This is a genomic window from Citrobacter sp. TBCP-5362 (assembly GCF_005406305.1).
GTDB lineage: Bacteria > Pseudomonadota > Gammaproteobacteria > Enterobacterales > Enterobacteriaceae > Citrobacter_B > Citrobacter_B koseri.
The window spans coordinates 1176549-1202947 of sequence record NZ_CP040234.1 but is presented as its reverse complement, the minus strand read 5'-3'; the positions used below and the strand labels follow the sequence as shown (position 1 = coordinate 1202947).

18 protein-coding genes are annotated in these 26399 nt (G+C 55.7%); 4 read left to right on the top strand and 14 right to left on the bottom strand.

The annotated features are described in order from the left end of the window. Positions 1-7 precede the first annotated feature (7 nt). Both FD428_RS05850 and FD428_RS05845 read right to left on the bottom strand, forming a co-directional pair. Positions 8-988, bottom strand: a complete 981-nt coding sequence (locus FD428_RS05850; protein ID WP_114848601.1) for a nickel/cobalt transporter — start codon at positions 986-988, stop codon at positions 8-10. Continuing rightward, positions 979-1617 carry a DUF1007 family protein gene (locus FD428_RS05845; protein ID WP_114848600.1) on the bottom strand — a complete coding sequence of 213 codons (639 nt, stop codon included), beginning with the start codon at positions 1615-1617 and terminating at the stop codon, positions 979-981. Before FD428_RS05845 ends, FD428_RS05850 begins: the two co-directional genes overlap by 10 nt. A 124-nt stretch (positions 1618-1741) precedes the next feature. Here FD428_RS05845 and csiE point away from each other — a divergent pair, with 124 nt between their 5' ends. Further along, a complete protein-coding gene (gene csiE, locus FD428_RS05840) occupies positions 1742-3019 on the top strand; it encodes a stationary phase inducible protein CsiE (RefSeq protein ID WP_114848599.1) in 1278 nt (425 codons plus the stop codon). Here the strand turns inward: csiE and FD428_RS05835 are convergent. From FD428_RS05835 to FD428_RS05820, 4 genes are all read right to left on the bottom strand, one after another. Then, positions 3014-4153: a 3-phenylpropionate MFS transporter gene (locus FD428_RS05835; protein ID WP_114848598.1), complete on the bottom strand. Its 1140-nt coding sequence runs from the start codon at positions 4151-4153 to the stop codon at positions 3014-3016. The two genes, csiE and FD428_RS05835, sit on opposite strands and share 6 nt — an antisense overlap. Before the next feature lie 88 nt (positions 4154-4241). After that, positions 4242-5084 carry an aldose 1-epimerase gene (locus FD428_RS05830; RefSeq protein ID WP_114848597.1) on the bottom strand — a complete coding sequence of 281 codons (843 nt, stop codon included), beginning with the start codon at positions 5082-5084 and terminating at the stop codon, positions 4242-4244. Beyond that, a complete protein-coding gene (locus tag FD428_RS05825; protein ID WP_114848596.1) occupies positions 5084-6523 on the bottom strand; it encodes a sugar porter family MFS transporter in 1440 nt (479 codons plus the stop codon). Before FD428_RS05825 ends, FD428_RS05830 begins: the two co-directional genes overlap by 1 nt. A 71-nt stretch (positions 6524-6594) precedes the next feature. Then, positions 6595-9861 (bottom strand): DUF5107 domain-containing protein, encoded by a 3267-nt coding sequence (locus FD428_RS05820; protein WP_114848595.1) that lies wholly within the window; start codon positions 9859-9861, stop codon positions 6595-6597. 114 nt (positions 9862-9975) lie between these two features. Here FD428_RS05820 and FD428_RS05815 point away from each other — a divergent pair, with 114 nt between their 5' ends. Next, a complete protein-coding gene (locus tag FD428_RS05815; RefSeq protein WP_047461977.1) occupies positions 9976-11169 on the top strand; it encodes an ROK family transcriptional regulator in 1194 nt (397 codons plus the stop codon). Between the two features lie 184 nt (positions 11170-11353). Here the strand turns inward: FD428_RS05815 and glyA are convergent, their stop codons facing one another. Further along, positions 11354-12607, bottom strand: coding sequence for a serine hydroxymethyltransferase (glyA, locus tag FD428_RS05810; RefSeq protein ID WP_049009096.1), 1254 nt, complete (start codon positions 12605-12607; stop codon positions 11354-11356). A 326-nt stretch (positions 12608-12933) separates the two neighbouring features. Here glyA and hmpA point away from each other — a divergent pair, with 326 nt between their 5' ends. After that, positions 12934-14124, top strand: coding sequence for an NO-inducible flavohemoprotein (gene hmpA, locus FD428_RS05805; RefSeq protein WP_012131231.1), 1191 nt, complete (start codon positions 12934-12936; stop codon positions 14122-14124). Between the two features lie 96 nt (positions 14125-14220). Here the strand turns inward: hmpA and glnB are convergent, their stop codons facing one another. From glnB to purL, 5 genes are all read right to left on the bottom strand, one after another. After that, positions 14221-14559 (bottom strand): nitrogen regulatory protein P-II, encoded by a 339-nt coding sequence (glnB, locus tag FD428_RS05800; RefSeq protein WP_002914032.1) that lies wholly within the window; start codon positions 14557-14559, stop codon positions 14221-14223. 76 nt (positions 14560-14635) lie between these two features. Next, a complete protein-coding gene (glrR, locus tag FD428_RS05795; protein ID WP_305764158.1) occupies positions 14636-15970 on the bottom strand; it encodes a two-component system response regulator GlrR in 1335 nt (444 codons plus the stop codon). Beyond that, a complete protein-coding gene (gene qseG / locus FD428_RS05790; protein ID WP_048902375.1) occupies positions 15970-16713 on the bottom strand; it encodes a two-component system QseEF-associated lipoprotein QseG in 744 nt (247 codons plus the stop codon). Before qseG ends, glrR begins: the two co-directional genes overlap by 1 nt. A gap of 23 nt (positions 16714-16736) precedes the next feature. Beyond that, on the bottom strand, positions 16737-18167 hold the full coding sequence (qseE, locus tag FD428_RS05785) for a two component system sensor histidine kinase QseE/GlrK (RefSeq protein ID WP_047461964.1): 1431 nt from the start codon (positions 18165-18167) through the stop codon (positions 16737-16739). Positions 18168-19468: 1301 nt separating this feature from the next. Next, positions 19469-23356, bottom strand: coding sequence for a phosphoribosylformylglycinamidine synthase (gene purL, locus FD428_RS05775; RefSeq protein WP_112001754.1), 3888 nt, complete (start codon positions 23354-23356; stop codon positions 19469-19471). A gap of 267 nt (positions 23357-23623) precedes the next feature. On the opposite strand from purL, the gene mltF reads away from it, so the two are divergent. Further along, positions 23624-25171, top strand: a complete 1548-nt coding sequence (gene mltF / locus FD428_RS05765; protein WP_104868333.1) for a membrane-bound lytic murein transglycosylase MltF — start codon at positions 23624-23626, stop codon at positions 25169-25171. Between the two features lie 2 nt (positions 25172-25173). On the opposite strand, the gene tadA is transcribed toward mltF, so the two are convergent. Beyond that, complete coding sequence (tadA, locus tag FD428_RS05760; protein WP_114848592.1) at positions 25174-25746, bottom strand: tRNA adenosine(34) deaminase TadA; 573 nt, start codon at positions 25744-25746, stop codon at positions 25174-25176. Positions 25747-25763: 17 nt separating this feature from the next. Then, positions 25764-26399: a phosphatidylglycerophosphatase C gene (yfhb, locus tag FD428_RS05755; protein WP_012131221.1), complete on the bottom strand. Its 636-nt coding sequence runs from the start codon at positions 26397-26399 to the stop codon at positions 25764-25766.

The following is a 26399-nucleotide window of genomic DNA, read 5'->3' as shown; positions in this document are numbered from 1 at the left end:
AACTGTGCTAAAACGGTCTTAATCCCCTGCCCACCGGCACCGCACTGACCCACATCACCACCGCCGCCACAACCAAAATCACGCCACCGGCTAACGCCAGCGTTGTCCATCCCACTTGCCGCCACAATACCGGCGTTTTATTGCCGCTTAATTTTACCGCCAGCGTGCGGAAACTGTGAACCAGCAACGCCAGAGAGGTAATGGTCAGCGAGGTTCCCGCCGCCATCGCCAGCGCCGACGCCATTCCCCAACTAAAGACGCCAATAACTTTACTGAACAGCAGCACCATAATCGCGCCGGAACAGGGGCGCATCCCCATCGACAGAATAATCATCAGCCGCGCGCGCCAGTCATCGCCATTCCTGAGTTGCTCTGGGTTCGGCAGATGCTGATGCCCACAGCCGCAATGTTCGTGGTGAACATGATGCGGCGTAAATGAGATAAATTTCGGCTTGCGCAGCAGCGCGCGAAGCGTCTTTAGCGCCCGCCAGCAAAGCAATATTCCCAGCACGCCGACTAACGCATAACTACCCTTCTCCAGCCAGAAGCTGCTCAGATGTAACTGCCTCGCCGGAAGCTGCAATACCGTCAGCACCACAACCACCAACGCAATGGCCACCAGCCCCTGCAACAACGATGAGGCCAGCGTCAGGCCGATGCTTGATTTCAGCTTTGATGGATGCGTCGCCAGCCATGTGGTAATCACCACTTTTCCATGACCCGGCCCCAGCGCATGGAGTACGCCATACAGAAAGCTAAACAACAGCAGCGAACCGCCCGCCTGCGCCGGATTCGCCGCCACCGCTTTTAATAAGGCGCTCATCTGCTGATTCATTTCCCGCTGCCAGACAATGCTTTTCACCATCACCTGCGGCCAGGCCTGCCATAACCACAGCCCGCCCGCGATGGCCAGCAACAGAAATACCGCCAGCGGCCACAGCGGCAGCCAGCGTCGGGAGCGCGGGCGTTGTTGGGAGATTACTGACATTGCACCGTTACCTTCTGCGCGAACTGTTTACCCAAATCCATATCCTCCGGCGGCGCGTCTTCTTTATCCAGCGACTGCGCAAAACTGAGCGTCTCTTCACTCGGCGTCGGCGTATGCACGCTCATGCTGCATTGTGTGCTTAACGCCTGCGGCAACGAGGCGTCCCGATCGTTGGCGTAGCTCATATCCACATAGTATGTGGGATCGAAGGTCGAAAAAGTGTAAGTCTGGCCGCTCAGCGGCTGCGGTTCAGCCAACGGCAGGACAAACGTCAACACCGCCTGGTGCGCTTCCCGTTCCATTCCGTATTCCGTCGGGCGATTTTTAAACTTGACCTTTTGTCCGTTGTGCCACATTTCGGTAAAGTAGTGCTGGCCGAGCACGTTCGCCATCACTTCCGCCGCCAGCTTTTTCCAGATCTCCGAACCGGGCTTCGCGTCTCCCGCGTCGTAAAGCAGGTCGGCGGAGGTGATTTCATCCATCGTCCAGCGCATTTTTAGCGCCACAAACCGATCGTTTTCACTCACCAGCTGCGTCTGCAATCGAATAAAGCTATGAGGGTGCGCCTGCGCTGTGAAAGATAAAACAGCGAGAAAGAGTGTTAAAGCGCTGCGTTTAACTAATTGCATCTGTTCCTCACGTTAAAAATTCTGTGATGCTCGCCAGCATTCCTGGCGTAAAGCCCTCTTATAACCATTTCCACGCACAAACTTTAGCTATCCTTATCAAACAAACTAACGGGAGACCAGACAGATGATGCCAACGCTTACTTCGCCGTCTGTACTTTCTGCTCCCCAGCGCCGCTGCCAGGTTTTACTGACGCTTTTCCAGCCGGGGCAAATCGCCACCACGGAAACATTCAGCGCGCTCAATGGCGTCGATGATGAAATTGCCCGTGAGGATATCACCGAAACAGGCCTGGAGATCCAGCGCTATCATCGACTCGCCATCACAATGGGTCAGAACGGACGCTACCGAATCGAGGGGGCTGCGCTCAACCAACGTTTGTGCCTTTTACACTGGCTCAGACGCGGCTTACGCATATGCCCGACCTTCATTACGCAACAGTTTACGCCGGCATTAAAAACCGAGCTTAAACGGAGAGGGATCGCGCGTACGTTGTATGACGATACCAATCTGCATGCGCTGATCAACCTTTGCTCGCGGCGGCTGCAAAAACCGTTTGAATGCCGGGATGTGCAGTTTCTGCGGCTGTTTTTACAATATTGCCTGCTACAGCATCATGCGGGCATCGCACCGGCGTTTAATCCGCTACAGAAACAGTGGGCGCAGTCCTGCGCCGAATACCCGCTCGCGCTGGAGATTGGCCGTCACTGGCAGCGCCGCGTCATGCAAAACGCGCCGCCCGACGAAACGCTGTTTATGGCTTTACTGTTTTCCATGATTCGCATCCCCGACCCTATCCACGACAACCATCAGCAGGATCGCCGCCTGCGCCTGGCTGTCGCCCGGCTGGTGTTGCGCTTTCAGGAAATGGGGCAGGTACGCTTCAGCGACGAACAGGGACTTAACGACCAACTCTATGTGCACCTTGCCCAGGCGCTGAGCCGAAGTTTATTCGCCATTGGTATTGATAACACGCTGCCGGAAGAGTTCAGTCGCCTCTACCCTCGGCTGGTGCGCACCACGCGTGACGCCCTCGCCGGGTTTGAAAGCGAATACGGTGTGCGTTTCTCTGATGAAGAGACAGGGCTGGTCGCGGTAATTTTTGGCGCATGGCTGATGCAGGAGAACGACCTGCACGAAAAGCAGATCGTGTTACTGACAGGCAATAACGGCGAACTGGAGGCACATATTGAGCAGCAATTACGAGAACTGACGCTCCTGCCGCTCAATATTAAGCATATGCCGACGCAGACCTTCCAGAAAGAAGGTTCGCCGCGCGGCGTGGCGCTGATTGTCACCCCATATGCCACACCGCTGCCGCTCTTTTCGCCGCCGTTGATTCATGCGGACCTGTCGCTTACCGCACACCAACAGCAGCAGATCCGCAAAATACTGGAATCATGATGACGCGGCGACGTTAGGCCGTAAGAAAATAGCAGGCAACGCCACCAATGCCATCACCCAGAATACGCCGTTCCCTAAATGCTGATACAGGAATCCGGCGAATACGGTCATGATGGCGATGCTACCGCCCATCGCCACGGCAGAATAGACCGCCTGTAGACGAATCACTTCGCTTCCCTGGCGAGCGGCGATGTAACGCATCGCGGCCAGATGGCAAACGGTAAAGGTGCCGCAATGCAGAATCTGGATCGCTATCAGCCACGGCAGCGCGGTGCTCCAGCCCATTAATCCCCAGCGGATGACGCCGCATACGGCGGAGAGCAATAGCAGATCGCGAGCGCTAAAACGGCGGAACAATTTGTTGCTCAGCGCAAAAATAACCACTTCCGCCACCACGCCCAGCGACCACAAATACCCCACTGCCGAGGCGGAATAGCCCGCCCCCTGCCAGTAAATCGCGCTGAAGCCGTAATAAGCGGCATGCGCGCCTTGCAGCAGGCACACGCAGGCGAGAAAGCGCCAGCTCTGGACGACGAGCGTACGCCAGGCAGGCCAGCCCGCGCTCTCCTGATGACGGCTTTCCCCCTGCGGCAATACGCTCGGTCGCAGCAGCATACCTAGCAGCATCGAGGCCACCCCAAGCGTCAATAGCCCCAGAATCGCCTGATAATCAAAGAGGCTCACCAGCTTCCCGGTCAACGCCGAGCCGATCACAAACGCAATGGACCCCCACAAACGCACCCGGCCATAGTCCATCGTTAACTGTTTTTGCCAGGTATTGGCCAGCGCATCGGTGAGCGGCACCAGCGGCGAGAAGAAGAGGTTAAAACCGATCATCACCACCATCAGCCACGCAACGTGCGTCCCTGCCCAGAATGCGAGGGCAAACACCAGCGTCAGCAGCGCCAGAAAGCGTAACGCAGAAATCAAGCGGGAAGGATCGCTCACCCGTGGCGCAATCAACAGGCTACCGAGGAAACGCGCCACCAGCCCAGCCCCCAGCAGGAGACCGATGGTTTCCGGCGTCAGCCCCAGGCCTTTAAGCCAGACGCTCCAGAATGGCAGAAAAATACCGTAGCTAAAGAAGTAGGTAAAATAACCGAGCGCCAGCCAGCGCGTGGAGTGCAAAACCATGATTCCCTCCCGTATGGAGGCGATAGTCTGGCGATAAATGCAGGCTGGCGCAAGAGAGCATTAACAGGCGAATAACATCTTTTTTGGCCTAAACAACAGCGATTTGCATCGCGAAATGGCACTGGTCTCCCTGAGCTAAAGCCTGGAGTCCCGGTTGCCCCGGCATGTTGTGGGCATTTACCGGGTGCGACTGCGGTTCCAGACACAAGAATGACTCCCCTTGCATTCTGAATAGCATAAGCCAGGGCGTTTGCGATAAAAGCGTGACCTTCATCACATCACGCTGCACGATCGCCCGCCCACTCCAGCCGGAATACCCTACGTTAAGCCACGCATCCTCGCCATATTGCGCGCCGGAAAAATCCGCCTGCCGGGGAATATCGCTTTGCCATTCCTGCGGCAGATGCTGCTTACCTTCCGGCCAGTAACCGCTGGCGGCAAACTGCACAGTACTGTGACGATCAAAAGCAAAGTACGGGTGGAATCCGCAACCATAAAGCATCGGTCGTTCTCCCCGGTGCGTTATCGTCAGCGAGGCATGAAGCACAGAAGCGTTCAGCTGATAGTGAAGATCCGCGACATAATCATAACCGCACGCCATTTGACGACCTGAACGCAGATGACAGGCATCCTCATGAACGGCAATCGTATCCCAGCGCCTGAGCCAACCGTCACCGTGCAGAAAGAAAACGGCATCCTCCTCATGCCGGGGAAGATTCACCGCCTCTCCCCTGAACAGAAAACGGTTTTCGGCAACGCGATTGGCGACCGGCAGCATGGGGAATAGGCCGCATTCGCCGGGTTTTACGCCGCATCCTTCACGTAAAACGGCCTGCTGATGCGCTAATGAAAACAAACTCAACAATCTGCCGCCCTGTGGATCAACACGCATCCGCAGATACGTGTTTTGTAATGTCAGCGTATCGTCCATTACCGTGCACTTCGCTGTTGAGCTGACGGGCTGGATTTCACATGCCGCGCCGCCAGTTGCTCTTCCAGCGCCTCCAGCGTCACGCCTTTCGTTTCAGGCACATTGCGCAGCACGTAGAAATACCCCATCGCGCAGATAACGCCGTAAAGCAGGAAACTGCCCGCCGCTCCCAGCCCCGCATTAAGCAGCGGGAACGTGTAGGTCAGCAGGAAGCAGGCAATCCAGAGCGCCAGCGTCCCCAGCGACATCGCCAGACCACGGACGCGGTTCGGGAAGATTTCCGACAACAGAACCCAGGTGACAGGCGCCAGCGTCAGGGCGTAAATCGCAATAGCCGCCAGCACCAGCACCAGAACCGGCCAGCCCATAATCCCCATCCCGTAAGCGGCAGCAATCAGTACATAAATCACCGTGAGTCCTGAAGCGCCAAACAGCATCAGTTTTCGGCGACCAATTTTATCGACCAGCGGCAGCGCTGCGAGGGTGAAGACGAGGTTAATAATCCCTGTGGCGACAATGGATTTTAACGTTCCGTTGATATCAAACCCTGCGGAAGCGAAGATCTCCTGCGCATAGTTGAAGATCACATTGATCCCGCACCATTGCTGGAAGACGGCCAGCACCATGCCGATGATGACAATCGGTTTAATCTGCGGCTGCAACAGCGTTGACCAGGCCACTTTGTGGTTGTCTTTCAGCAGAGTATGTTCTATTTCCCGCAACGTCTGCCCGGCATACTCCGCTGAGCCAATCCGTTGCAGCATGGCGCGGGCGCGTTCAGGTTTGCCCGCTTTGACCAGCCAGCGCGGTGATTCCGGCACAAAGAACATCAGAACCAGAAACGCCAGCGCAGGCACCAGTTCCGCGCCGAACATCCAGCGCCAGCCCATCTGCCCATTCCAGCTTTCAACAATCGCCTGCCGGGTCGCGTCGGTCGCCACCGGTTCAGCAATCATCAGGTTAATGAGCTGGGCCGCCAGCACGCCGATCACGATCGTGAGTTGGTTGACCGCCACAAAACGTCCACGCTTTTCCGCCGGGCTGACTTCCGCGATGTACAGCGGGCTAAGGGCGGACGCCAGGCCGATTCCTACGCCGCCAACGATACGGTAAATCACAAACATATCGAAATTGCTGGCGACAGCGGTTCCCCAGGACGATGCGCTGAACAGGATCGCGGCCAGAATCAGCGGCATTTTTCGCCCAAATTTATCAGCGCACCAGCCGGACATCAGTGCGCCAAAGATACAGCCGACCAGCGCGGAACTCATCGCCCAGCCGGACTGCGCGGGATCGGTAATTGAAAAATAGGCTTCGTAGAACGGTTTGGCGCCGCCAATCACCACCCAGTCATAGCCAAACAGCAAGCCGCCGCAGGCGGCAACCAGACAGATAGTCCAGACATAACCGATTCTTAAATGTGTCTGCGTGTTATTCATTATGATTCCTCTTTCAGGGAAACGCAGGGAACAGCAGGTTTCAGGTGGAGTCGCCTCCACCTGTTCAGGGTCTATTGAAATAACGGTATGTTGAGCGCATGGCGCAGCAGTTGCGCCTTGTCATGCGTCGGATTGCGTTGCAGGAGCGCGTTTAGCGCCTGCTGGCACGCCGGGATATCACCCAGCCCCAGATGGCCCAGCGCGGTAATGAACAGGCAGTGCTGCTGGTGTTTCTCCTGTGCGGGTGTATCCAGCACCACCAGATCCGGTAACGATACGGCGAAGAAATCGACGTCGGGAACCTTGTCACGCTGCGTCTCCACCCATTGCAGGAAACTCTGGAAAAGAAAGTTCGCTTCAGTACAGTCACCTGACGCTTTCAGCGCCATCCCCTGCCAGAAGAGATAATCCACCGGCTGGTCATTGTAGTAACGTCCCGCGTCCAGCGAGCTGCCTCCGCGAGTCGCGCGAGTGAAATAGCGCTGCGCCTCATCATGATGACCTTGCTGGCGCGCGCAATAGCCCAGCAAATACCAGATGTCATTATCCGTTTGTCCCGGTAAACGCCCTTCGCCGAGATTGTGCGGATAGTGCAACGCCTGCTGAAGCAAAACGGTGGCGTTTTGCGGCTCGCCACGGCGAATAGCTTCCAGCGCCTGATGGATCTGATTCAGTAAATATTGCCCGGTGGCTTTGCCCTCCCCGCCTTCCCAGGGGTGAAAAACACGTTCGCGCAACACCCCGGCGGCCGCTTCGTAGCGACCGAGGCTATTCCATACGCTAAGCAATTCCACGGTCAGATCGTCGCGATGGAAAACAATCTCTTTGCTGGCCTCCAGCCGTTGTAAACGCGCCCCGGCTGGCGCTGCCATCAGTTTGTTCAGATAATCCAGCTCAAACAGGAAGCGGGCATTCTTCGGCTCCAGCGTGACCGCCTGAGACAGGTATTTCAGCGCTTTCTGCGCATCGTGCTGTTTGTTCCAGGCGTAAATCCCCAGCAGCCGATGCACCGGCGCGAAATTCGGTTCCTGCTCCAGCGTAAACTGCCAGCAATTCACCGCCTCTTCATAACGACGTTTGCTGTACCAGAAACAACCCAGCAGATAGCGAGCGAAGGCGCAATCCGACAGCGTTTGCAGCATTTGCACTTCGTCGAGCGTGTTGGGAAAACGAACGCGGTTGTGCAAACAGTCGCGAGCCTGCGCAATAAACGGTTGCGGATCATCACTCAGCGACGCGCGCCACAGCATGGGCAGCGTCTCCTGGCTGTCGAGCAGCGTCAGCACCGCGCGGGCGGCCTCTTTTTGCCCACAAGAGACCAGCCAGCCCGCCAGCTCGCAGGCGTTGGTGCCACGGCGCCCGGTAATGGCGATAAGCGCCTCTTTCGCCGCCTCATCCTGACGGATAGCCCAGCGCGCATAATGCAAGGTGTAACTCAGCGGGTACTCAATAAGCTGCTGTGAAATATACGCCAGCGCTTCGGCTGTGCGCCCGAGTCCGGCCAGAACCAGTGCTTTCAGCCCCATCGCCAGATTATTGCTGCCATTAAAGCGCAAACTCAGATTCACTTTCTCCAGCGCATCGGCGTAATCATTCCGCTTCATGGCGATTCGCGCCAGCGACCAGAAGGCCGCGTCACGACAGTTGCCGCTCCAGCTGGCTTTGTAGTAGTGCTCACGGGCGAGGTCGTCCTTGCCCTGACGTTCCAGCGCGGCGGCCAGCAGCATACTCGCTTCCCCATCACGCGGATTTTTATTGAGCTTATGCGCCCGCTGTAAGGCAGACTGCGCACAGCGCTCTGCCTGCGCCCAGTCCGCACGATTCAGCGCCAGCGTACCCAGCGCGACATTGTTGCGATAGTCATGCGGGTCCACGTCCAGCGCTCGCTGGTAATACTCTTCTGCATAGCGGCTGGCATGGTTGTACTGCTCCAGATGCTGACCAATAAAATAGAGCTCATCAGTACAGGACAGCGCCTCTGGTAGTTCGGGCGCACAGGCCGCTTTCGGCAACGGCAAGTCCTCCGCGATATGCTCCTCATACGCCAGCAGCGTGACGCCATCACGACGGGCAACGGTCATTTTCACCCGCGCGTGGCCCGCGTCAGAAAGATCGGCGCGCCAGCTCTGACCGGGTTCCAGCGTGAGTGTTTTTTCAAAGAACGGTTGCCCCTGGGCACAAAGCGTTACCTGAACGTCATGTAGCGGCGCAACGGCATAAACGCCGGATGAAAGCTGGTTCCCTTCTCGCTCAAGGCGCAGCGCAAGCTGCGTACTGGCGTTTTGCACCATGCCCAGCTCACTGTAGGGCAGGAAATTTTGCACGAAGACTTTCTCTTCATACGGCGCAAGCCAGGTAAAATCAGGCTGGTTGTCGGTGAAGACCCCGGTCATGAGTTCAATGTACGGGCCGTTGTCATCGGTCAGGTTGCGATCCCAGGCCACGCCGAAATCACCGTATCCCCACGTCCACTGTTTTTTACCCGGCGAAATATGGTGGTCGGCCACATGCAGCAGTCCCCCTCGTTCGCCATGATGCCAGGCGCCGACAAAATCATAATCTGACTTTTCAGCCATATAAGAGGTCGGCACCGGCACATTTTTATAACGCGAGATATCCACGCCGGCGGAGTAGTCCACTTTGTAATAAGTGCCCGTCGCGATCGGAAAGGCGGAGACATCCCGTTTACCGTGGTCATATACGGCAGTAACGTCCGGCGGGAAGACGCTCTGGTGGTCGTCTCCGCCTTTCACCGCCGGGTTTGCCCACCACAAAAAATGGCGCGGCGTAGCGTTGCCGTTAAAGACTTTTCCGGTGATTTCAATTAATGCCCGATCGGGGTACAGCGTAAATCCGGTCATCACCTGCAAGCCGCGCATGGGTTCCACTTCCCCCATCCACACGGTTTGTTCTCCGCGTTCGCCCTGCTGACAGGTAAAATCCACCGGCATAAATGTGGTAGGACGGTGATGCTGCGGCCAGTTAAATTCAATCCCACCGGAGATCCACGGCCCCAGCAGCCCGACCAGCGCGGGTTTCACCACTTCGTTGTAGTAAACAAAGTCACGCTGCTGCACTTTGTCATACGCGCGATGAATACGTCCGCCCAGCTCCGGCAACAGCATGATGCGAATAAAATCATTCTCCATCCAGACTGCCTGATACTCGCGCATTTCACGTTCACCGGTCAGCGTATCGATGACGCCATAAGGATAAACCGCGCCTGAAGACCCCTGATAAACCCGCTTTTCCAGGAACATCGGGTTCGGATCTTCTTCGCCGGTTGTCCACGTAGGGAGTGAGAGTGTTTCCTGCCAGACCTTAACTGAACCGTACATGTCATTCTCCACTAAACAAACAAAAGTAAAATTTCACCTTGCTGCTATTCTGGGGCAGATAACTGGCGTTAAAATACGCAATGCTCACGCAATATAGTTAAGGGAGTTAAGTGTATGCAGCGTACAGGGTTCAATAACGCCCGGGTCAGGCAAGCCAACAAGCAGATCTTTCTGTCGCACCTGTGGCGTGAAAAACAGCTCAGTAAATCCCGGCTGGCGCAGCTCAGCGGCCTGTCGATTCCGGCGGTCAGCAATATTCTGGAGGAGTTGATCGATGAGGGAAGAATTTGCCATTCCCGGGAGACGTTAAGCCAACGAGGGCTGAGTAGCGGCAGCTATCACCTGCCCGAACAGGGAGACTGGACGCTGTGCATGAACGTGACGCCCACCAGCATCACCAGCCAGCTGGCAGATGCGCGTCTGGTCGCCGTGGGCGACTGGCGCCATGCGGAGATCAATGCCGGTTCGCCAAAAGCCTTGCTGACCGCGCTTGCCGCGCACTGGCGGGAATATCGTCAGCGCTATCCCGACGTGACCATCAATCTGGCATTAGGCGTTCACGGTCAGGTCGATCCCATTACCGGGGCGTCAAAAACCATGCCGCAGGCACCGTGGAAAACCCCGGTTGAGATTAAATATTTGCTGGAGGAGATGCTCGGCGTACAGGTGCGGTTAGACAATGACTGCGTGATGCTGGCGCTGGCGGAGAAGTGGCAAAACCCAGCGGCAAACCGCGATTTCTGCGTCATTAACGTCGATTACGGGATTGGTTCCTCCTTCGTCATCAACGACAACATCTGGCGCGGCAGTTTGTATGGCAGCGGTCAGATCGGACATACCATCGTCAACCCGGACGGGGTGGCCTGTGATTGCGGCCGCTACGGCTGTCTGGAAACCGTGGCCTCGCTCAGCGCGCTTAAAAAACAGGCCCGACGGTGGATGAAAACGCAGCCCACGGCGGATTGCGACCCAGAAACTATCACCATCGATCAACTGATTACCGCCTGGCAACAGGGCGATGTCCGCATCCAGGCCTGGGTGGAACACGCCGCCAGCGCGATTGGCCTGAGTTTATATAACTTTCTGAATATCCTGAATATTAACCAAATCTGGATTTATGGCCGCAGTTGCGCCTTTGGCGAAAGCTGGCTGAATACGCTGGTGCAGCAAACGGGGTTTAATCCCTTTGATCATGGCGATAACCCACAGGCAAGGTCCACCCGGATCGGCTTTGGCACACTCAGTCGTTCGCAACAGTTGATGGGGATCGGCTATCTGTACGTCGAATCACAGCTAAACGCGCTCTGAATATGAGTCCGACACCCTGCGATGAAAGGAGACTCGCTTGTCGAATGAAAAACCACCGGCGCGGTATTAAAATTATTCATATAACCGGGTATCAAAGTCGCGCCTGGATTCGCCCGCACGGCGTGACCCGGAAATAAAAAAGGCTTCCCGCAGGAAGCCTTTTTCACAATGCCAGGCGTATCGCTTACGCGTAAACCGGGAAGCGTGCGCAGATGTCCAGTACTTTGCCTTTGATGCGCTCGATAACCGCCTCATCGTTGATGTTGTCCAGCACATCGCACATCCAGCCAGCCAGCTCTTTGGCTTCTGCTTCTTTAAAGCCGCGACGCGTAATGGCCGGAGAACCGATACGGATACCGGAAGTAACGAACGGGCTCTTCGGATCGTTCGGTACGCTGTTTTTGTTAACGGTGATGTTGGCACGACCCAGCGCGGCGTCAGCTTCTTTACCGGTCAGGTTTTTGTCCACCAGATCCAGCAGGAACAGGTGGTTCTCCGTACCGCCGGAAACCACTTTGTAGCCACGGTTCAGGAACACTTCCACCATCGCTTTGGCGTTTTTGGCAACCTGCTGCTGGTAGACTTTGAACTCCGGTTCCATCGCTTCTTTCAGCGCCACCGCTTTACCGGCGATCACATGCATCAGCGGGCCACCCTGAGCACTAGGGAAAACGGCAGAGTTCAGTTTTTTGTACAACTCTTCGTCACCGCCTTTCGCCAGGATCAGGCCGCCGCGCGGACCCGCCAGGGTTTTGTGCGTGGTGGTGGTCACAACGTGAGCATGCGGAACCGGGTTCGGGTAAACGCCTGCGGCGATAAGACCCGCGACGTGCGCCATATCAACAAACAGGTATGCGCCAATGCTGTCGGCAATTTCACGCATTTTTGCCCAGTCAACGACGCCGGAATAAGCAGAGAAGCCGCCGATGATCATCTTCGGTTTATGAGTCTGAGCCAGCTTCGCCATCTCTTCGTAGTCAATTTTACCGGACTCATCGATGCCGTAAGGCACGATGTTGTACAGTTTACCGGAGAAGTTTACCGGAGAACCGTGAGTCAGGTGGCCACCTTGCGCCAGGTTCATACCCAGAACGGTGTCGCCCGGTTGCAGCAGCGCAGTGTAGACCGCGAAGTTAGCCTGAGAACCAGAGTGCGGCTGGACGTTGGCGTAGTCTGCGCCAAACAGTTCTTTCGCGCGGTCAATCGCCAGTTGCTCAACGACATCCACATATTCGCAACCGCCGTAGTAGCGCTTGCCCGGATATCCTTCAGCATATTTGTTGGTCAGCTGAGACCCCTGCGCCTGCATCACGCGCGGGCTGGTGTAGTTTTCGGAGGCGATCAGTTCGATGTGCTCTTCCTGACGTACTTTTTCCTGCTCCATAGCCTGCCACAGTTCGGCATCATAATCGGCAATGTTCATTTCACGCTTTAACATCCGCATCTCCTGACTCAGCTAACGATAAATTTTTGGCCTAAAAAGGCAATCCCGTGGGACAACGGCCAACAGTATAACCGAATCATTCTGCGATAACAGGTCTTGACAAAGGATTTTACGCAAACGATTACCTTCATGCTGTACAAGGCTTTGTCGAATGAAGACCTTACGAATTTCAACGGATTTCTTTTCAGGTTTGTGATGCAGATTTTTCACGTTGTAACGTTAAAAACGCAAAGTTACAAAGAACCATTTACAATACAGGGTTATTTTTTATAAGATGTATTTGACATACATCATTAAAGTCTCAGATAAAGGAAGACAGTATGCTTGACGCTCAAACCATCGCCACAGTAAAAGCCACCATTCCCCTGCTGGTTGAAACCGGTCCAAAACTGACCGCCCATTTCTACGATCGCATGTTTACCCACAACCCTGAACTCAAAGAAATTTTTAACATGAGTAACCAGCGAAATGGCGATCAACGTGAAGCGCTGTTTAACGCCATCGCGGCCTATGCCAGCAATATCGAAAACCTGCCTGCGCTGCTGCCTGCGGTAGAAAAAATCGCCCAGAAGCACACCAGTTTCCAGATCAAACCAGAACAGTACAACATCGTTGGCGGCCACCTGCTGGCAACGCTGGACGAAATGTTCAGCCCAGGCCAGGAAGTGCTGGATGCCTGGGGTAAAGCGTATGGCGTTCTGGCCAATGTCTTTATCAATCGCGAAGCGCAAATCTACAGCGAAAACGCCAGCAAGAATGGCGGCTGGGAAGGCACTCGTCCGTTCCGCATCGTCGCGAAAACGCCGCGCAGCGCCCTGATTACCAGCTTTGAATTTGAACCGGTCGATGGCGGCCCGGTCGCAGAATATCATCCGGGTCAATACCTGGGGGTCTGGCTGAAACCGGAAGGCTTCCCGCATCAGGAGATCCGTCAGTATTCCCTGACCCGCAAGCCGGATGGTAAAGGTTATCGCATCGCAGTTAAGCGTGAAGATGGCGGTCAGGTTTCCAGCTGGCTGCACAACCACGCAAGCGTCGGCGATATCGTCCACTTAGCCGCTCCGGCTGGTGATTTCTTCATGGATGTCGCAACGGACACGCCTGTTTCTCTGATTTCCGCAGGCGTAGGCCAGACTCCGATGCTGGCTATGCTGGATACGCTGACCAAAGCCAACCACACCGCGCAGGTGAACTGGTTCCACGCGGCGGAAAACGGCGACGTGCATGCGTTCGCAGATGAAGTGAGCGAGCTGGGTAAAACCCTGCCGCGCTTTACCGCACATACCTGGTATCGCGAACCGACAGAAGCCGATCGTGCGAATGGCGCGTTCGACAGCACAGGTCTGATGGATTTAAATAAACTGGAAAGTGCGATCAGCGATCCGGCAATGCAGTTTTATCTGTGCGGTCCGGTCGGCTTTATGCAGTTTGCTGCGAAGCAGCTGACAGGGCTGGGCGTGAAAAGCGAAAACATTCATTACGAATGCTTCGGCCCACATAAAGTGCTGTAATTAAGTCATGCCTGATGGCGCTACGCTTATCAGGCCTACGGGATTTTGTAGGCCGGATAAAGTGTTTACACCGCCATCCGGCAAGCACGACGCGGTTTAAATTGCCGCGTCGTCTTCTTCGCCGGTACGAATACGAATCACGCGCGCAACGTCAAAGACGAAAATTTTACCGTCACCGATTTTCCCCGTCTGCGCGGTACGAATAATGGTGTCAACGCAGGTATCCACAATATCGTCGGTCACCACGATTTCAATTTTCACCTTCGGCAGAAAATCCACCATATATTCCGCGCCACGGTACAGCTCGGTATGACCTTTCTGACGCCCAAAGCCTTTCACTTCGGTAACCGTCATACCGGTAATGCCTACCTCAGCCAGCGCTTCACGGACGTCGTCCAGCTTGAAGGGTTTAATAATCGCATCAATCTTTTTCATGCTATTCCTTGAAAAGGTCGCCTGTCTTTTAATCTGATAAACGTAACATAATTCACGCTACTTTACGGCATGAAAACTACTCTTTGAAATCGTTTGCATCCAACTCATGGCGCGAGAGCAGCTTATAAAATTCCGTCCGGTTACGCCCTGCCATTCTCGCCGCATGGGTGACATTCCCTTTGGTGATTTGCAGCAGTTTACGCAAGTAGTTAAGCTCAAACTGATTACGCGCCTCAACAAACGTCGGCAGCGCCGTATTTTCGCCTTCCAGCGCCTGCTCTACCAGCGCGTCGCTGATGACCGGCGAGGAAGTTAACGCCACGCACTGCTCAATAACGTTCACCAACTGACGCACGTTTCCCGGCCAGCTTGCGGTCATCAGACGCTTCATCGCATCCGTTGAAAACGCCCGCACAAACGGTTTATGCCGCTCTGCTGACTGGCGCAGAAGATGATTCGCCAGCAGCGGAATATCTTCCGTACGCTCCGCCAGCGTCGGGATCTTCAGACTCACCACGTTCAGACGGTAATATAAGTCTTCGCGAAATTCACCCCGCGCCATCGCCTTAGGCAGATCGCGGTGCGTTGCGGAGATAATGCGCACATCAATATCGATATCGCGATTGCTGCCAAGCGGTCTGACTTTGCGCTCTTGCAGAACGCGCAGCAGCTTAACCTGTAACGGCGCGGGCATATCGCCGATTTCGTCAAGAAACAGCGTGCCGCCTTCCGCCGCCTGAAATAACCCTTCGCGATTGCTGACCGCGCCGGTAAACGCCCCGCGCGCGTGGCCAAACAGTTCGGACTCCAGTAGCTGTTCCGGCAGCGCGCCGCAGTTAATGGCGATGAAAGGTTTACTGCTGCGCGGGCTGGCGTTATGGATAGCCTGCGCGAAAATCTCTTTCCCGGTGCCGCTTTGCCCGTTAATCAGCACGCTGACATCCGATTGCGCCACCATCCGCGCCTGTTCCAGCAGGCGTATCATCAACGGACTGCGCGTAACGATTGATTCGCGCCAGCTGTCGTCCATTGCCGGCGCCGACTGTTCAAGCGCGTCATCAATGGCCTGATACAGCGCATCTTTATCGACCGGTTTGGTCAGAAAGCTAAACACGCCTTTTTGCGTCGCCGCCACCGCATCAGGAATAGAGCCGTGTGCGGTCAAAATGATGACGGGCATGCCAGGCTGGACTTTCTGGATTTCCGTGAACAGCTGCATGCCATCCATTTCATCCATCCGCAGATCGCTAATGACCAGATCCACTTTCTCGCGATTCAGTACGCGCAGCCCTTCCTGACCGCTTTCCGCCGTCACGACGCTGTAGCCTTCGCTGGTCAGGCGCATCCCAAGCAGTTTCAACAGCCCCGGGTCATCGTCCACGAACAGCAGATGTGCCGGTTTGCGGCTTATCATGGCGTTACCTCATCTTGTGGCAGTGTGGAAGATGCGCCGTCGTCAGGCGCTGCGGGTTTGTCATTTCCGTGTGTCGCGTCAGGATTGTAGTTGCCTGCGGGTTTGCGCGTGGAGAGCTGACGCTCAATATCAGTCAGATTCTCCAGCTTGCGCGTCGTGAGATCGAGCTGCGCCTGTAAGTGCTGATGCTGCTGACGCAACGTATCAAGCTCGCTATCCGACGCTTGCTGGAGTTTACTGTAACGCTGGCGCTCTTCGGCAAGCTGTAACTGTAGCGCCTGACCGTCGCGCCAGAGCTGATAGAGCGGGCGCACCTGAGCGGGAATTTGCGCGCTTAGCGCATCGAGGCGAGTGACCATATCGCGCCGTTCAAGGGGCGTAATTTTAGCATCCGCCAGCAGAATCCCGCGTTTGAACGTGTTCTGCCAGCTGCCATCTTCCAGCGCCCGCGCTTCATTGCGTGACTGAACAGGCAACAGGCGATCGGCACAATCAATTGCCCGCTGCCAGTAAAGCGGATTGTTATCCGTCGATGGCCCTTTGAGTAACCAGATATCCGAACAGTCGGTAGAGAGATAATCCGCCAGCTGATACGGTGGAATTTTTTCCTGCGACGCATCATTTACGACATGCTTCGCGGCATGTGGCGCGCACCCCATCAGCACCAGGCAAGGCACACTCGCTAACCATCCTCTTCGGGGAAATAATCGCTTCAGAACTCGAACAAAAACGTGTGGCATACTCACCAGGCTTAGCTTCATTTTTAGTGGTTTTTCGATGCAGATAGCGGCAGTTCTATACGAAAGCAAACTTCTTGCGCATTCTCATCGACCAGATACAGTTCCCCCTGCATACGACGGATGCAGTCCCTGGCGATACTTAACCCTAATCCGCTCCCCTTCACCGCACCTTTACGCTGATGGCTTCCCTGGAAAAAGGGTTCAAAAATCATGGCCCTTTCCGCTTCCGGGATCGGCGTGCCCGTATTGATCACATCAATGTGCGCCTTTGAACCATATACATTGCTGCGAATACAAATGTTACCGGATTCAGCGCCATAGTGCACCGCATTGGAATAAAGATTGTCCAGCACGCTCATTAATAGCATCGGCTCGGCCAGACAGCTGTCGATAGCCAGCCTGACCTCGGTATGCATCATTTTAGCGCGCGCAGGCAAACTGTGAGCGGAAACCACCATATCCACCAGCGGTTCAAGCTCCACGGTTTCCATCTCAATCGCGCTGTCCGCCAGTTTCCTGTTGTAATCAAGCAGTTGCTCAATCAACTTCTGTAAGTTGCGGCTGCTATCGTCCAGAATGCCGACGACCTCTTTTTGCTCCGGCGTCAATGGCCCCACGACCTGATCGGCCAGCAGCTCTGTCCCTTCGCGCATACTGGCCAGCGGCGTTTTCAGCTCATGCGACAGGTGACGTAAAAACTGATGCCGTTGGGATTCCAGCCAGGACAGACGTTCACTCAACCAGATAATGCGCTGCCCCACCGAACGCAGCTCGCGCGGCCCGGTAAACGACACGGTATTCCCCAGAGAGCGCCCTTCTCCCAGCCGGTTAATCATCCGTTCTATCCCTTTCACCGGCCCAATGATCATCCTTGTAAAAAGCAGTACCATCGCCAGACTGACCAGAAACAGCACCAGCGCCTGCCAGCCAAAGAATTGTCCGCGCTCTGCGATTTCCTGCTGTAACTGCTGCCCGCGCGAGAACACCACCGTGCGCGTTGCCTGCACCATTTCCGTATTGGCGTTAGCAAAAGCCTCCAGCCGCGCGGCGGCGGTAGCGTCAGGGCCGCTATTTTTACACTGTAATTGTGCAAGACCGTTCAGATCATCGCGTAGCGCCTGGTAAAGTTTAGCGTCCGGCAATACTCCCGCATGTGCGTCCAGCATTTCGCTGTAGCGTTTTCGCTGGCTCTGATACACCTTCGCCAGCGTACGGTCGTCGAGCACGCAATATTGCCGGTAGCTGCGCTCCATCTCCAGCGCCACGTTGGTCATCGCTTCGCTACGCCGGGCATCTATCAGCGTGGTGCGGTTAGTCTGCGCCGCCTGGGCGCTGAGCGCGTTGAGACTTTGCCAGGCCTGCCAGGCCAGTACCAACAAAGGCAACAGAATCAGCAGAAATGCCAGCATAACCAGTTGTCGCAAGGACCGGGGGAAAACAGACCAGCGCTTCAAGGCGTTACTCTCATCGGATAAGGATACAAGGATGCTAACCGAGGGGAACATCAGATACAACAAAGCCGGGATTAACCCGGCTTTGTTATGGAATAAGGCGGTGCCTAACTCGACGTTTCGCCCGGTGGTTGATAAAGCGACGCTATTATCAGAAGTTGGACGGCAGGCACCTTGTTGTGCGTCATTCGAAGTTTATGTAGCGCTTCCCGAAGGGGCTGACATAAGAAGGTGAATGAGCCACTGGTTACTATTATGCAGTAAGTGTGCCAATTTTAAAAACAAATAATTAACATTATGATTTTATTTAGTTTTATAGAGAAATCATCACCGTTACAAAACGAACAAAATTTCAGCAAGGTGTCGCCATTCAGAGACATCTAAAAACAAACCTTACGCCATCTTTGTAAATCAATGAGTTAAATGTCTCCTTTTGGCGACACAAACAATCTGCTGATGTCGGCATTTCCCGACACCTTTATGGTTGATGGCAGGGCAAAAAATATTGCCATCCAGTGAGCGGAATTATTCTGAAGAGAGAACATAGTATCCCAGAGTATTATGCCGTTCACTTTATGTCCCGCATTTCTCTGGCGCTTCATCACCCGTGAACGCGTTAAGGGGGCTATCGCTGCCCCCTTAACAATCCCCGCTCCCGGCAGGAAAATTGTTGCTTTTCGCAATACCCTCCGCTTATTCCTCCAGGCTACCGGGGCGGGCGCGAGGTAGCATCCCTGCAAAGCGCGCCCTGAACCCGCATCCATGCGGGTTCCTCCGGCCTTACGGAAACACGTCGGCAATTTTCAGCCGGATCTGCCCACACCTGACCATTTCTGCGGTTTGTTTTTTTAACAGCAAAACCGGTGCAACTGAAAATCAGGGCATTACAGCAATGCCCCTGTTCCGGCTGAAAATCGATGAGACGTTGACGGCTGACCGGGTCCGCCCGCAGGGACGCGGGCGGAGGGGACGGCCTGCCGGGACGCAGGCTCGACCCCGACCCGAAAGGCAGACGGAATAAGGCGAATAAACCGCGCAGCGGCGATTTTCCTTGCCGGAGAGCCAGGGTTGCAAGGGAGGCGGCGGTGAGCCTCCCTTGCACGTTCACGGGTACTGAGTCTTCAGAGAAATGCGGGACATAAAGTGAACGGAAAAATTTACCAGAATAAAAAGGTTCTCCGTTTAACGGATAAATACACGCCCTTCACGGAAGCTTCCTTGCCGGATGGCGGCTTCGCCTTATCCGGCCTACGCGTATGTCCAGGCCCGATAGCGCTTTGCTTATCGGGCCATTTACGTGCGGATTAACCTAACTGCTTACGCGCATTGCGGAAAATACGCATCCACGGGCTGTCTTCGCCCCAGTTTTCCGGGTGCCAGGAGTTGCTGACGGTGCGGAAGACGCGCTCCGGGTGCGGCATCATAATGGTGGCGCGACCGTTCTCCGTGGTAACGGCGGTGATGCCGTTTGGCGATCCGTTCGGGTTGGCCGGGTAGTTTTCCGTAACCTTACCGAAGTTATCGACATAACGCAGCGCAACCAGACCTTTGCTTTCCAGCCCTGCCAGATGCGCATCGTCACGCACTTCAACGCGCCCTTCACCGTGGGACACCGCGACAGGCATCTGTGAGCCAACCATTCCCTGCAACAGCAGAGACGGGCTTTGGGTCACTTCCACCAGGCTGAAACGCGCTTCAAAACGGTCAGAATGGTTACGCACAAAACGCGGCCACAGCTCGCTCCCCGGAATCAGTTCACGCAGGTTAGACATCATCTGGCAACCGTTACATACGCCAAGCGCCAGCGTCTGCGGGCGGTGGAAGAACGTTTCGAACTCGTCGCGTACGCGATTGTTGAACAGAATCGATTTCGCCCAGCCTTCACCCGCGCCCAGCACGTCACCGTAAGAGAAACCGCCACAGGCAACCAGTGCCTGGAAATTACCCAGTCCAATACGGCCAGCCAGCAGATCGCTCATATGCACATCAATCGCGTCAAAGCCCGCGCGATGGAACGCCGCCGCCATCTCAACGTGGGAGTTCACACCCTGTTCGCGCAGTACGGCAACCTTCGGACGCGCGCCGGTAGCAATATACGGCGCGGCGATATCTTCATTGATATCGAACGACAATTTCACGTTCAGACCCGGGTCGGCATCGTTGGTTTTTGCGTCATGTTCCTGATCGGCACATTCCGGGTTGTCGCGCAGGCGCTGCATCTGCCAGGTCGTTTCCGCCCACCAGGTACGAAGCGTGGTGCGGCTTTCGCTGAAGACGACCTGCCCGTTGGATTCAATCACAAAACGGTCGCCGGAAACGGCCTGACCTAAATAGTGTACGCAGTCACTCAGACCGTGCTTCGCCAGCAGCGCCTCGACCGCTTCGCGATCGGCCGCCCGCACCTGAATCACTGCGCCCAGCTCTTCGTTAAACAGCGCCGCCAGACGATCGTCGCCAGATGTTGCGATATCGACCTGGATGCCGCAGTGACCGGTAAAGGCCATCTCGGCAAGCGTGACCAGCAGGCCGCCGTCGGAACGATCGTGATACGCCAGCAGTTTACGCTGCGCCACCAGCGCCTGAATCGCATCGTAGAAGCCTTTCAACTGCGCCACATCGCGCACGTCTGCCGGTTTGTCGCCCAGTTGACGATACACCTGCGCCAGCGCCGTTGCGCCCAGCGCGTTATGCCCCTGACCCAAATCGATCAGCAGCAGCGCGTTATCTTCGGTCGAGAGCTGCGGCGTGATGGTATGACGCACATCTTCCACGCGGGCAAACGCGGAAATCACCAGCGACAGCGGCGAGGTCATTTCGCGTTGCTCGTTGCCTTCCTGCCAGCGGGTTTTCATCGACATAGAGTCTTTGCCCACCGGGATCGTCAGGCCAAGCTGCGGGCAGAGTTCTTCGCCTACCGCTTTCACCGCGTCATACAGACCGGCATCTTCACCCGGATGACCGGCCGCCGCCATCCAGTTTGCGGACAGCTTGATGCGTTTGATATCGCCAATCTGGGTCGCGGCGATGTTCGTCAGCGCTTCGCCAACGGCCAGACGGGCGGAAGCGGCAAAGTCCAGCAGCGCTACCGGCGCACGTTCACCGATAGACATCGCTTCACCGTAGTAGCTGTCGAGGCTGGCGGTGGTCACCGCGCAGTTCGCCACCGGCACCTGCCACGGGCCGACCATCTGATCGCGCGCCACCATACCGGTCACGGTACGGTCGCCGATGGTCACCAGGAATGTTTTCTCCGCCACGGTCGGCAGATGCAGAACCCGTTTAACCGCATCAGCAATCGTGATATCAGCACGATCCAGCGCATCGCCTTTCGCTGTCAGCGTCTGCACGTCGCGGGTCATTTTCGGCGTTTTACCCAGCAGCACGTCCAGCGGCAGATCGATCGGTTGATTATCGAAATGACGGTCGTTCAGGGACAGATGCTGTTCTTCGGTGGCCTCACCGATCACCGCATACGGCGCACGCTCACGCTTGCACAACTCATCAAACAGCGGCAACTGGTCGGCGGCCACAGCCAGCACATAACGCTCCTGAGACTCGTTACACCAGATTTCCAGCGGGCTCATACCCGGCTCATCGCTGAGGATATCGCGCAGCTCAAATTTACCGCCGCGCCCGCCGTCGCTCACCAGCTCCGGCATCGCGTTGGAGAGACCGCCTGCCCCGACGTCGTGAATAAACAGGATCGGGTTAGCATCGCCTAACTGCCAGCAGCGGTCGATCACTTCCTGGCAGCGACGTTCCATTTCCGGGTTATCACGCTGTACGGAGGCAAAATCGAGATCCGCATCCGACTGACCAGAAGCCATAGAGGACGCCGCCCCGCCCCCCAGACCAATGTTCATCGCCGGCCCACCGAGCACGATCAGCTTCGCGCCAACGACGATCTCGCCTTTCTGTACGTGATCGGCGCGGATGTTGCCGATCCCGCCCGCCAGCATGATCGGCTTGTGGTAGCCGCGCAGCTCTTCGCCGTTGTGGCTGTTTACTTTTTCTTCGTAAGTACGGAAGTACCCGTTCAACGCCGGGCGACCAAATTCATTATTAAACGCCGCGCCGCCCAGCGGGCCTTCGGTCATAATGTCCAGCGCGGTAACGATACGCTCTGGTTTACCAAAATCTTCTTCCCACGGCTGCTCAAAGCCCGGAATACGCAGGTTAGACACGGAGAAGCCCACCAGACCCGCTTTTGGCTTCGCGCCGCGTCCGGTTGCGCCTTCATCACGAATCTCACCACCGGAACCAGTCGCCGCGCCCGGCCACGGCGAGATCGCCGTCGGGTGGTTATGGGTTTCCACCTTCATCAGGATATGCGCAGGCTCCTGATGGAAGTCATAGCGACCGCTCTCGTGGTCAGCGAAGTAGCGTCCCACGTCAGAACCTTCCATCACCGCCGCGTTATCTTTATAGGCAGACAACACATGATCCGGCGTGGTTTCAAAGGTGTTTTTGATCATCTTAAACAGCGACTTCGGCTGCGGTTTCCCGTCGATAACCCAGTCAGCGTTAAAAATCTTATGGCGACAGTGTTCGGAGTTTGCCTGCGCGAACATATACAGTTCGATATCGTTCGGATTGCGCCCCAGCTTCGTGAAGGCGTCTTGCAGGTAATCAATTTCGTCATCCGCCAGCGCCAGACCCAGACGCAGGTTGGCGTCAGTCAGCGCCTGACGCCCTTCACCCAGCAGATCCACACTGGCAACCGGCGCAGGCTGGTGATGAACAAACAGTTTTTCCGCATCAGATAAAGAAGAGAACACGGTCTCCATCATCCGGTCGTGCAGTTCAGCGGCAATCGTCTGCCACTGTTCAGCCGTGAGCGTAGCGGCTTCAACGTAGTATGCAACGCCGCGCTCCAGGCGGCTTACCTGTTGCAGACCGCAGTTATGGGCGATATCAGTCGCTTTGGAAGACCAGGGGGAGATGGTGCCAGGACGCGGCGTGACCAGCAGCAGCTTTCCTTCAGGGGTATGGCTGCTTAAGCTCGGCCCATATTTCAGCAAACGTGCAAGTTGCGCGTGCTCATCCTCGTTTAAGGGGGCGCTCAGGTCAGCAAAATGGACATACTCAGCGTAAATATTGTGGACCTGAAGATTGGCCGCCTGAAAACGCGCCAGCAGTTTGTTAATACGGAATGCAGACAGTGCAGGCGAACCACGCAGAATTTCCATCATAAGTCTCTCGTCTTCGAAGCGCCTGAGGCGCTTTAAGTGTGCGCAAGGGGGGAAACGGGCGACATTATAAAGAATCTGACGCCCCGACGAAACCGTTTGCGTCGAAATAAAATCGCCTCCTTTTCTTATCATACGGTGCGGCCAATCATTCTAATTAGTTGCCAACTGGCGCATTGTTGCGCAAAATGCCGCACATTCATGATGATTTTAACCCACCAAAATGACATTAGCAGGCTGAGATTACGCACGATTCAGAGAATTAACTAATTGAAAAAATTAAAGATTAATTATCTGTTCATCGGCATATTGACTCTGCTGCTGGCAGCGGCCCTCTGGCCATCAATCCCCTGGTTCGGCAAAGCCGACAATCGTATCGCCGCGATCCAATCGCGGGGAGAGTTACGCGTCTCAACAATAGAGTCGCCGCTGACCTATGCCCGCATTAACGGAAAAAAATACGGTCTGGATTACGAACTGGCACAGCAGTTCGCCAGCTATCTTGGCGTAAAGCTGAAAATTACCGTACGCCAGAATATCAGCCAGCTATTTGACGATTTAGATAACGGCAACGCCGATCTGCTGGCGGCAGGACTGGTTTACAACAGCGAGCGCGTGAAGAACTATCAACCCGGCCCGACCTACTATTCCGTTTCGCAACAGCTGGTTTACCGGGTAGGACAATACCGGCCTCGCACGCTGGCCACGGTGAATGAAAGCCAGCTCTCTATCGCGCCTGGGCATGTCGTGGTGAATGACTTGCAGGCGCTGAAAGAGACAAAATTTCCCGATCTGAGCTGGAAAGTCGATGACAAAAAAGGGACGGCGGCGCTGCTCAGCGAAGTCATCAGCGGCAATCTGGACTATACCATTGCCGATTCTGTCGCGATCAGCCTGTTCCAGCGCGTACATCCTGAACTGGCCGTCGCGCTGGATGTCACCGATGAGCAGCCTGTCACCTGGTTTAGCCAACTGGACGATGACAACACGCTTTCCGCTGCGCTGCTCGATTTCTTCAACGCTATTAATGAAGACGGCTCACTGGCGCGTATGGAAGAGAAGTATCTGGGGCACGGCGACGATTTTGATTATGTCGATACCCGCACCTTCCTGCGGGCCGTGGACGGCGTACTGCCCGATCTCCAGCCGTTGTTTGAAAAATACGCGCAGGAGATAGACTGGCGCCTGCTGGCCGCAATTTCCTATCAGGAGTCACACTGGGACCCGCTGGCCACCTCCCCGACGGGCGTTCGCGGTCTGATGATGCTCACCAAAAACACCGCGCAAAGTCTGGGGCTGACGGACCGTACCGATGCGGAACAGAGCATCAGCGGCGGTGTGCGTTATATCCAGGATATGATGGGCAAAGTGCCTGAAACCGTGCCGGAAGAGGAGCGTATCTGGTTTGCGCTCGCCGCCTATAACATGGGCTATGCGCATATGCTTGACGCCCGTGCGTTGACGGTCAAGACCAGGGGCAACCCGGATAGCTGGGCCGATGTAAAACAACGGCTGCCGCTGCTCAGCCAGAAACAATATTACAGCAAGCTGACGTACGGCTATGCGCGCGGGCATGAAGCCTACGCTTATGTGGAAAATATTCGGAAGTATCAGATTAGCCTGGTCGGCTATCTGCAAGAAAAAGAGAAGCAGACGGCAGAAGCGATAAAGCTGGCGCAGGATTACCCGGCAGTGTCTCCGACCGAGTTTGACACGGAGACATTTCCTTTCTCTTCTTTCTTATCGCAGCCGTCATCGAACTACCTGTCACACTCTCCTTCTTTGCCGTTTTCACTGAAGAAGAAAGACGAAAACTAATCTCACAGGGCTGGACGCTTTCGCGTGGCCGCCCTACAACGATTCTTGCGAAGATTTTTTAGCGCTTTGATCTCCTGGCGACGCATGCGGAAGAAATCACTGAGCAGCGCTGCGCACTCATCGCGTAACACACCTTCGGTGATCTCTACGCGGTGGTTCATGCCCGGATGATGCAATACGTCCATCAGCGACCCTGCCGCGCCGGTTTTCGCGTCGCGAGCGCCAAATACCACCCGACCAATACGGCTGTGTACCATTGCTCCCGCGCACATCACGCACGGCTCCAGCGTCACGTAAAGCGTGGTATCCAGCAAACGGTAGTTCTGAAGCACCAGCCCGCCCTGACGTAGCGCCATGATTTCAGCGTGCGCAGTGGGATCATGATGACCTATCGGACGGTTCCAGCCTTCGCCAATGACGCGATTGTTATGCACCAATACCGCGCCAACCGGCACTTCACGCTCATCCCAGGCGCGTTTTGCCAGCGTCAACGCATGACGCATCCAGTATTCGTGGCTAAATTCAACATCAGACAAAGGAGACACTCCGGTAATAAAAGCGGGCGCATTATACATGGGCGCTATCGTTAACTCTATTCGAGTTGCTGGAGCTCCCCTCGCGGCGTGACGCGCCAGCGATGCTGGCAAAAATAGAGAAGCGGGTTATCCTGCTTACTGTCGCTGTAGCCGCTGTACAGACGTAACGGCGCACCAATCTGGCGTTCCAGTTGGGCAACCTTCTCGTGCCCCAGACAGCGCATAGTCAGCAGCCAGCCGCCGTAGCCACGCCGCATCTGGCTGGCGATCAGGTTCACGCGCGGCAGCCAGAGCGTATCGAAATAGACCTGTTCCACCAGCGATTGCGGAGAGCCGGTAATCAGCCAGATATCAGCGTCAGAGCTTAACAGATAGGTCGTCAGGCGCTCCTGAACAACCGGAAACGCCGTGACGTTATCGCGAAACCAGCGAACGAAATCCGCCTGATGCGCCTTGAGCCGCGCTTCACTGTGACCGAAGGTACAACCCCATAACAGCAGGCTCATCGGCCAACGCGCCGCCCGACCTTTAATCAACAAGCCAATCCCAATAACCGGCAATAACGGCAGCACGAGCAACGCATTCAGCGGCTGGCGACGCAACAGATAACGCAGGAAACTGCCAAACATATCCTGCTGGTGCAACGTACCGTCCAAATCAAAAAATACGACACGACGCTCGTGATTAACCAA

What these genes read in the sequence shown, in the direction of transcription:
- FD428_RS05850 (WP_114848601.1), bottom strand. Translation starts at nt 988, where the DNA reads ATGTCAGTAATCTCCCAACAACGCCCGCGCTCCCGACGCTGGCTGCCG.
- FD428_RS05845 (WP_114848600.1), bottom strand. Translation starts at nt 1,617, where the DNA reads ATGCAATTAGTTAAACGCAGCGCTTTAACACTCTTTCTCGCTGTTTTA.
- csiE (WP_114848599.1), top strand. Translation starts at nt 1,742, where the DNA reads ATGATGCCAACGCTTACTTCGCCGTCTGTACTTTCTGCTCCCCAGCGC.
- FD428_RS05835 (WP_114848598.1), bottom strand. Translation starts at nt 4,153, where the DNA reads ATGGTTTTGCACTCCACGCGCTGGCTGGCGCTCGGTTATTTTACCTAC.
- FD428_RS05830 (WP_114848597.1), bottom strand. Translation starts at nt 5,084, where the DNA reads ATGGACGATACGCTGACATTACAAAACACGTATCTGCGGATGCGTGTT.
- FD428_RS05825 (WP_114848596.1), bottom strand. Translation starts at nt 6,523, where the DNA reads ATGAATAACACGCAGACACATTTAAGAATCGGTTATGTCTGGACTATC.
- FD428_RS05820 (WP_114848595.1), bottom strand. Translation starts at nt 9,861, where the DNA reads ATGTACGGTTCAGTTAAGGTCTGGCAGGAAACACTCTCACTCCCTACG.
- FD428_RS05815 (WP_047461977.1), top strand. Translation starts at nt 9,976, where the DNA reads ATGCAGCGTACAGGGTTCAATAACGCCCGGGTCAGGCAAGCCAACAAG.
- glyA (WP_049009096.1), bottom strand. Translation starts at nt 12,607, where the DNA reads ATGTTAAAGCGTGAAATGAACATTGCCGATTATGATGCCGAACTGTGG.
- hmpA (WP_012131231.1), top strand. Translation starts at nt 12,934, where the DNA reads ATGCTTGACGCTCAAACCATCGCCACAGTAAAAGCCACCATTCCCCTG.
- glnB (WP_002914032.1), bottom strand. Translation starts at nt 14,559, where the DNA reads ATGAAAAAGATTGATGCGATTATTAAACCCTTCAAGCTGGACGACGTC.
- qseG (WP_048902375.1), bottom strand. Translation starts at nt 16,713, where the DNA reads ATGCCACACGTTTTTGTTCGAGTTCTGAAGCGATTATTTCCCCGAAGA.
- purL (WP_112001754.1), bottom strand. Translation starts at nt 23,356, where the DNA reads ATGATGGAAATTCTGCGTGGTTCGCCTGCACTGTCTGCATTCCGTATT.
- tadA (WP_114848592.1), bottom strand. Translation starts at nt 25,746, where the DNA reads ATGTATAATGCGCCCGCTTTTATTACCGGAGTGTCTCCTTTGTCTGAT.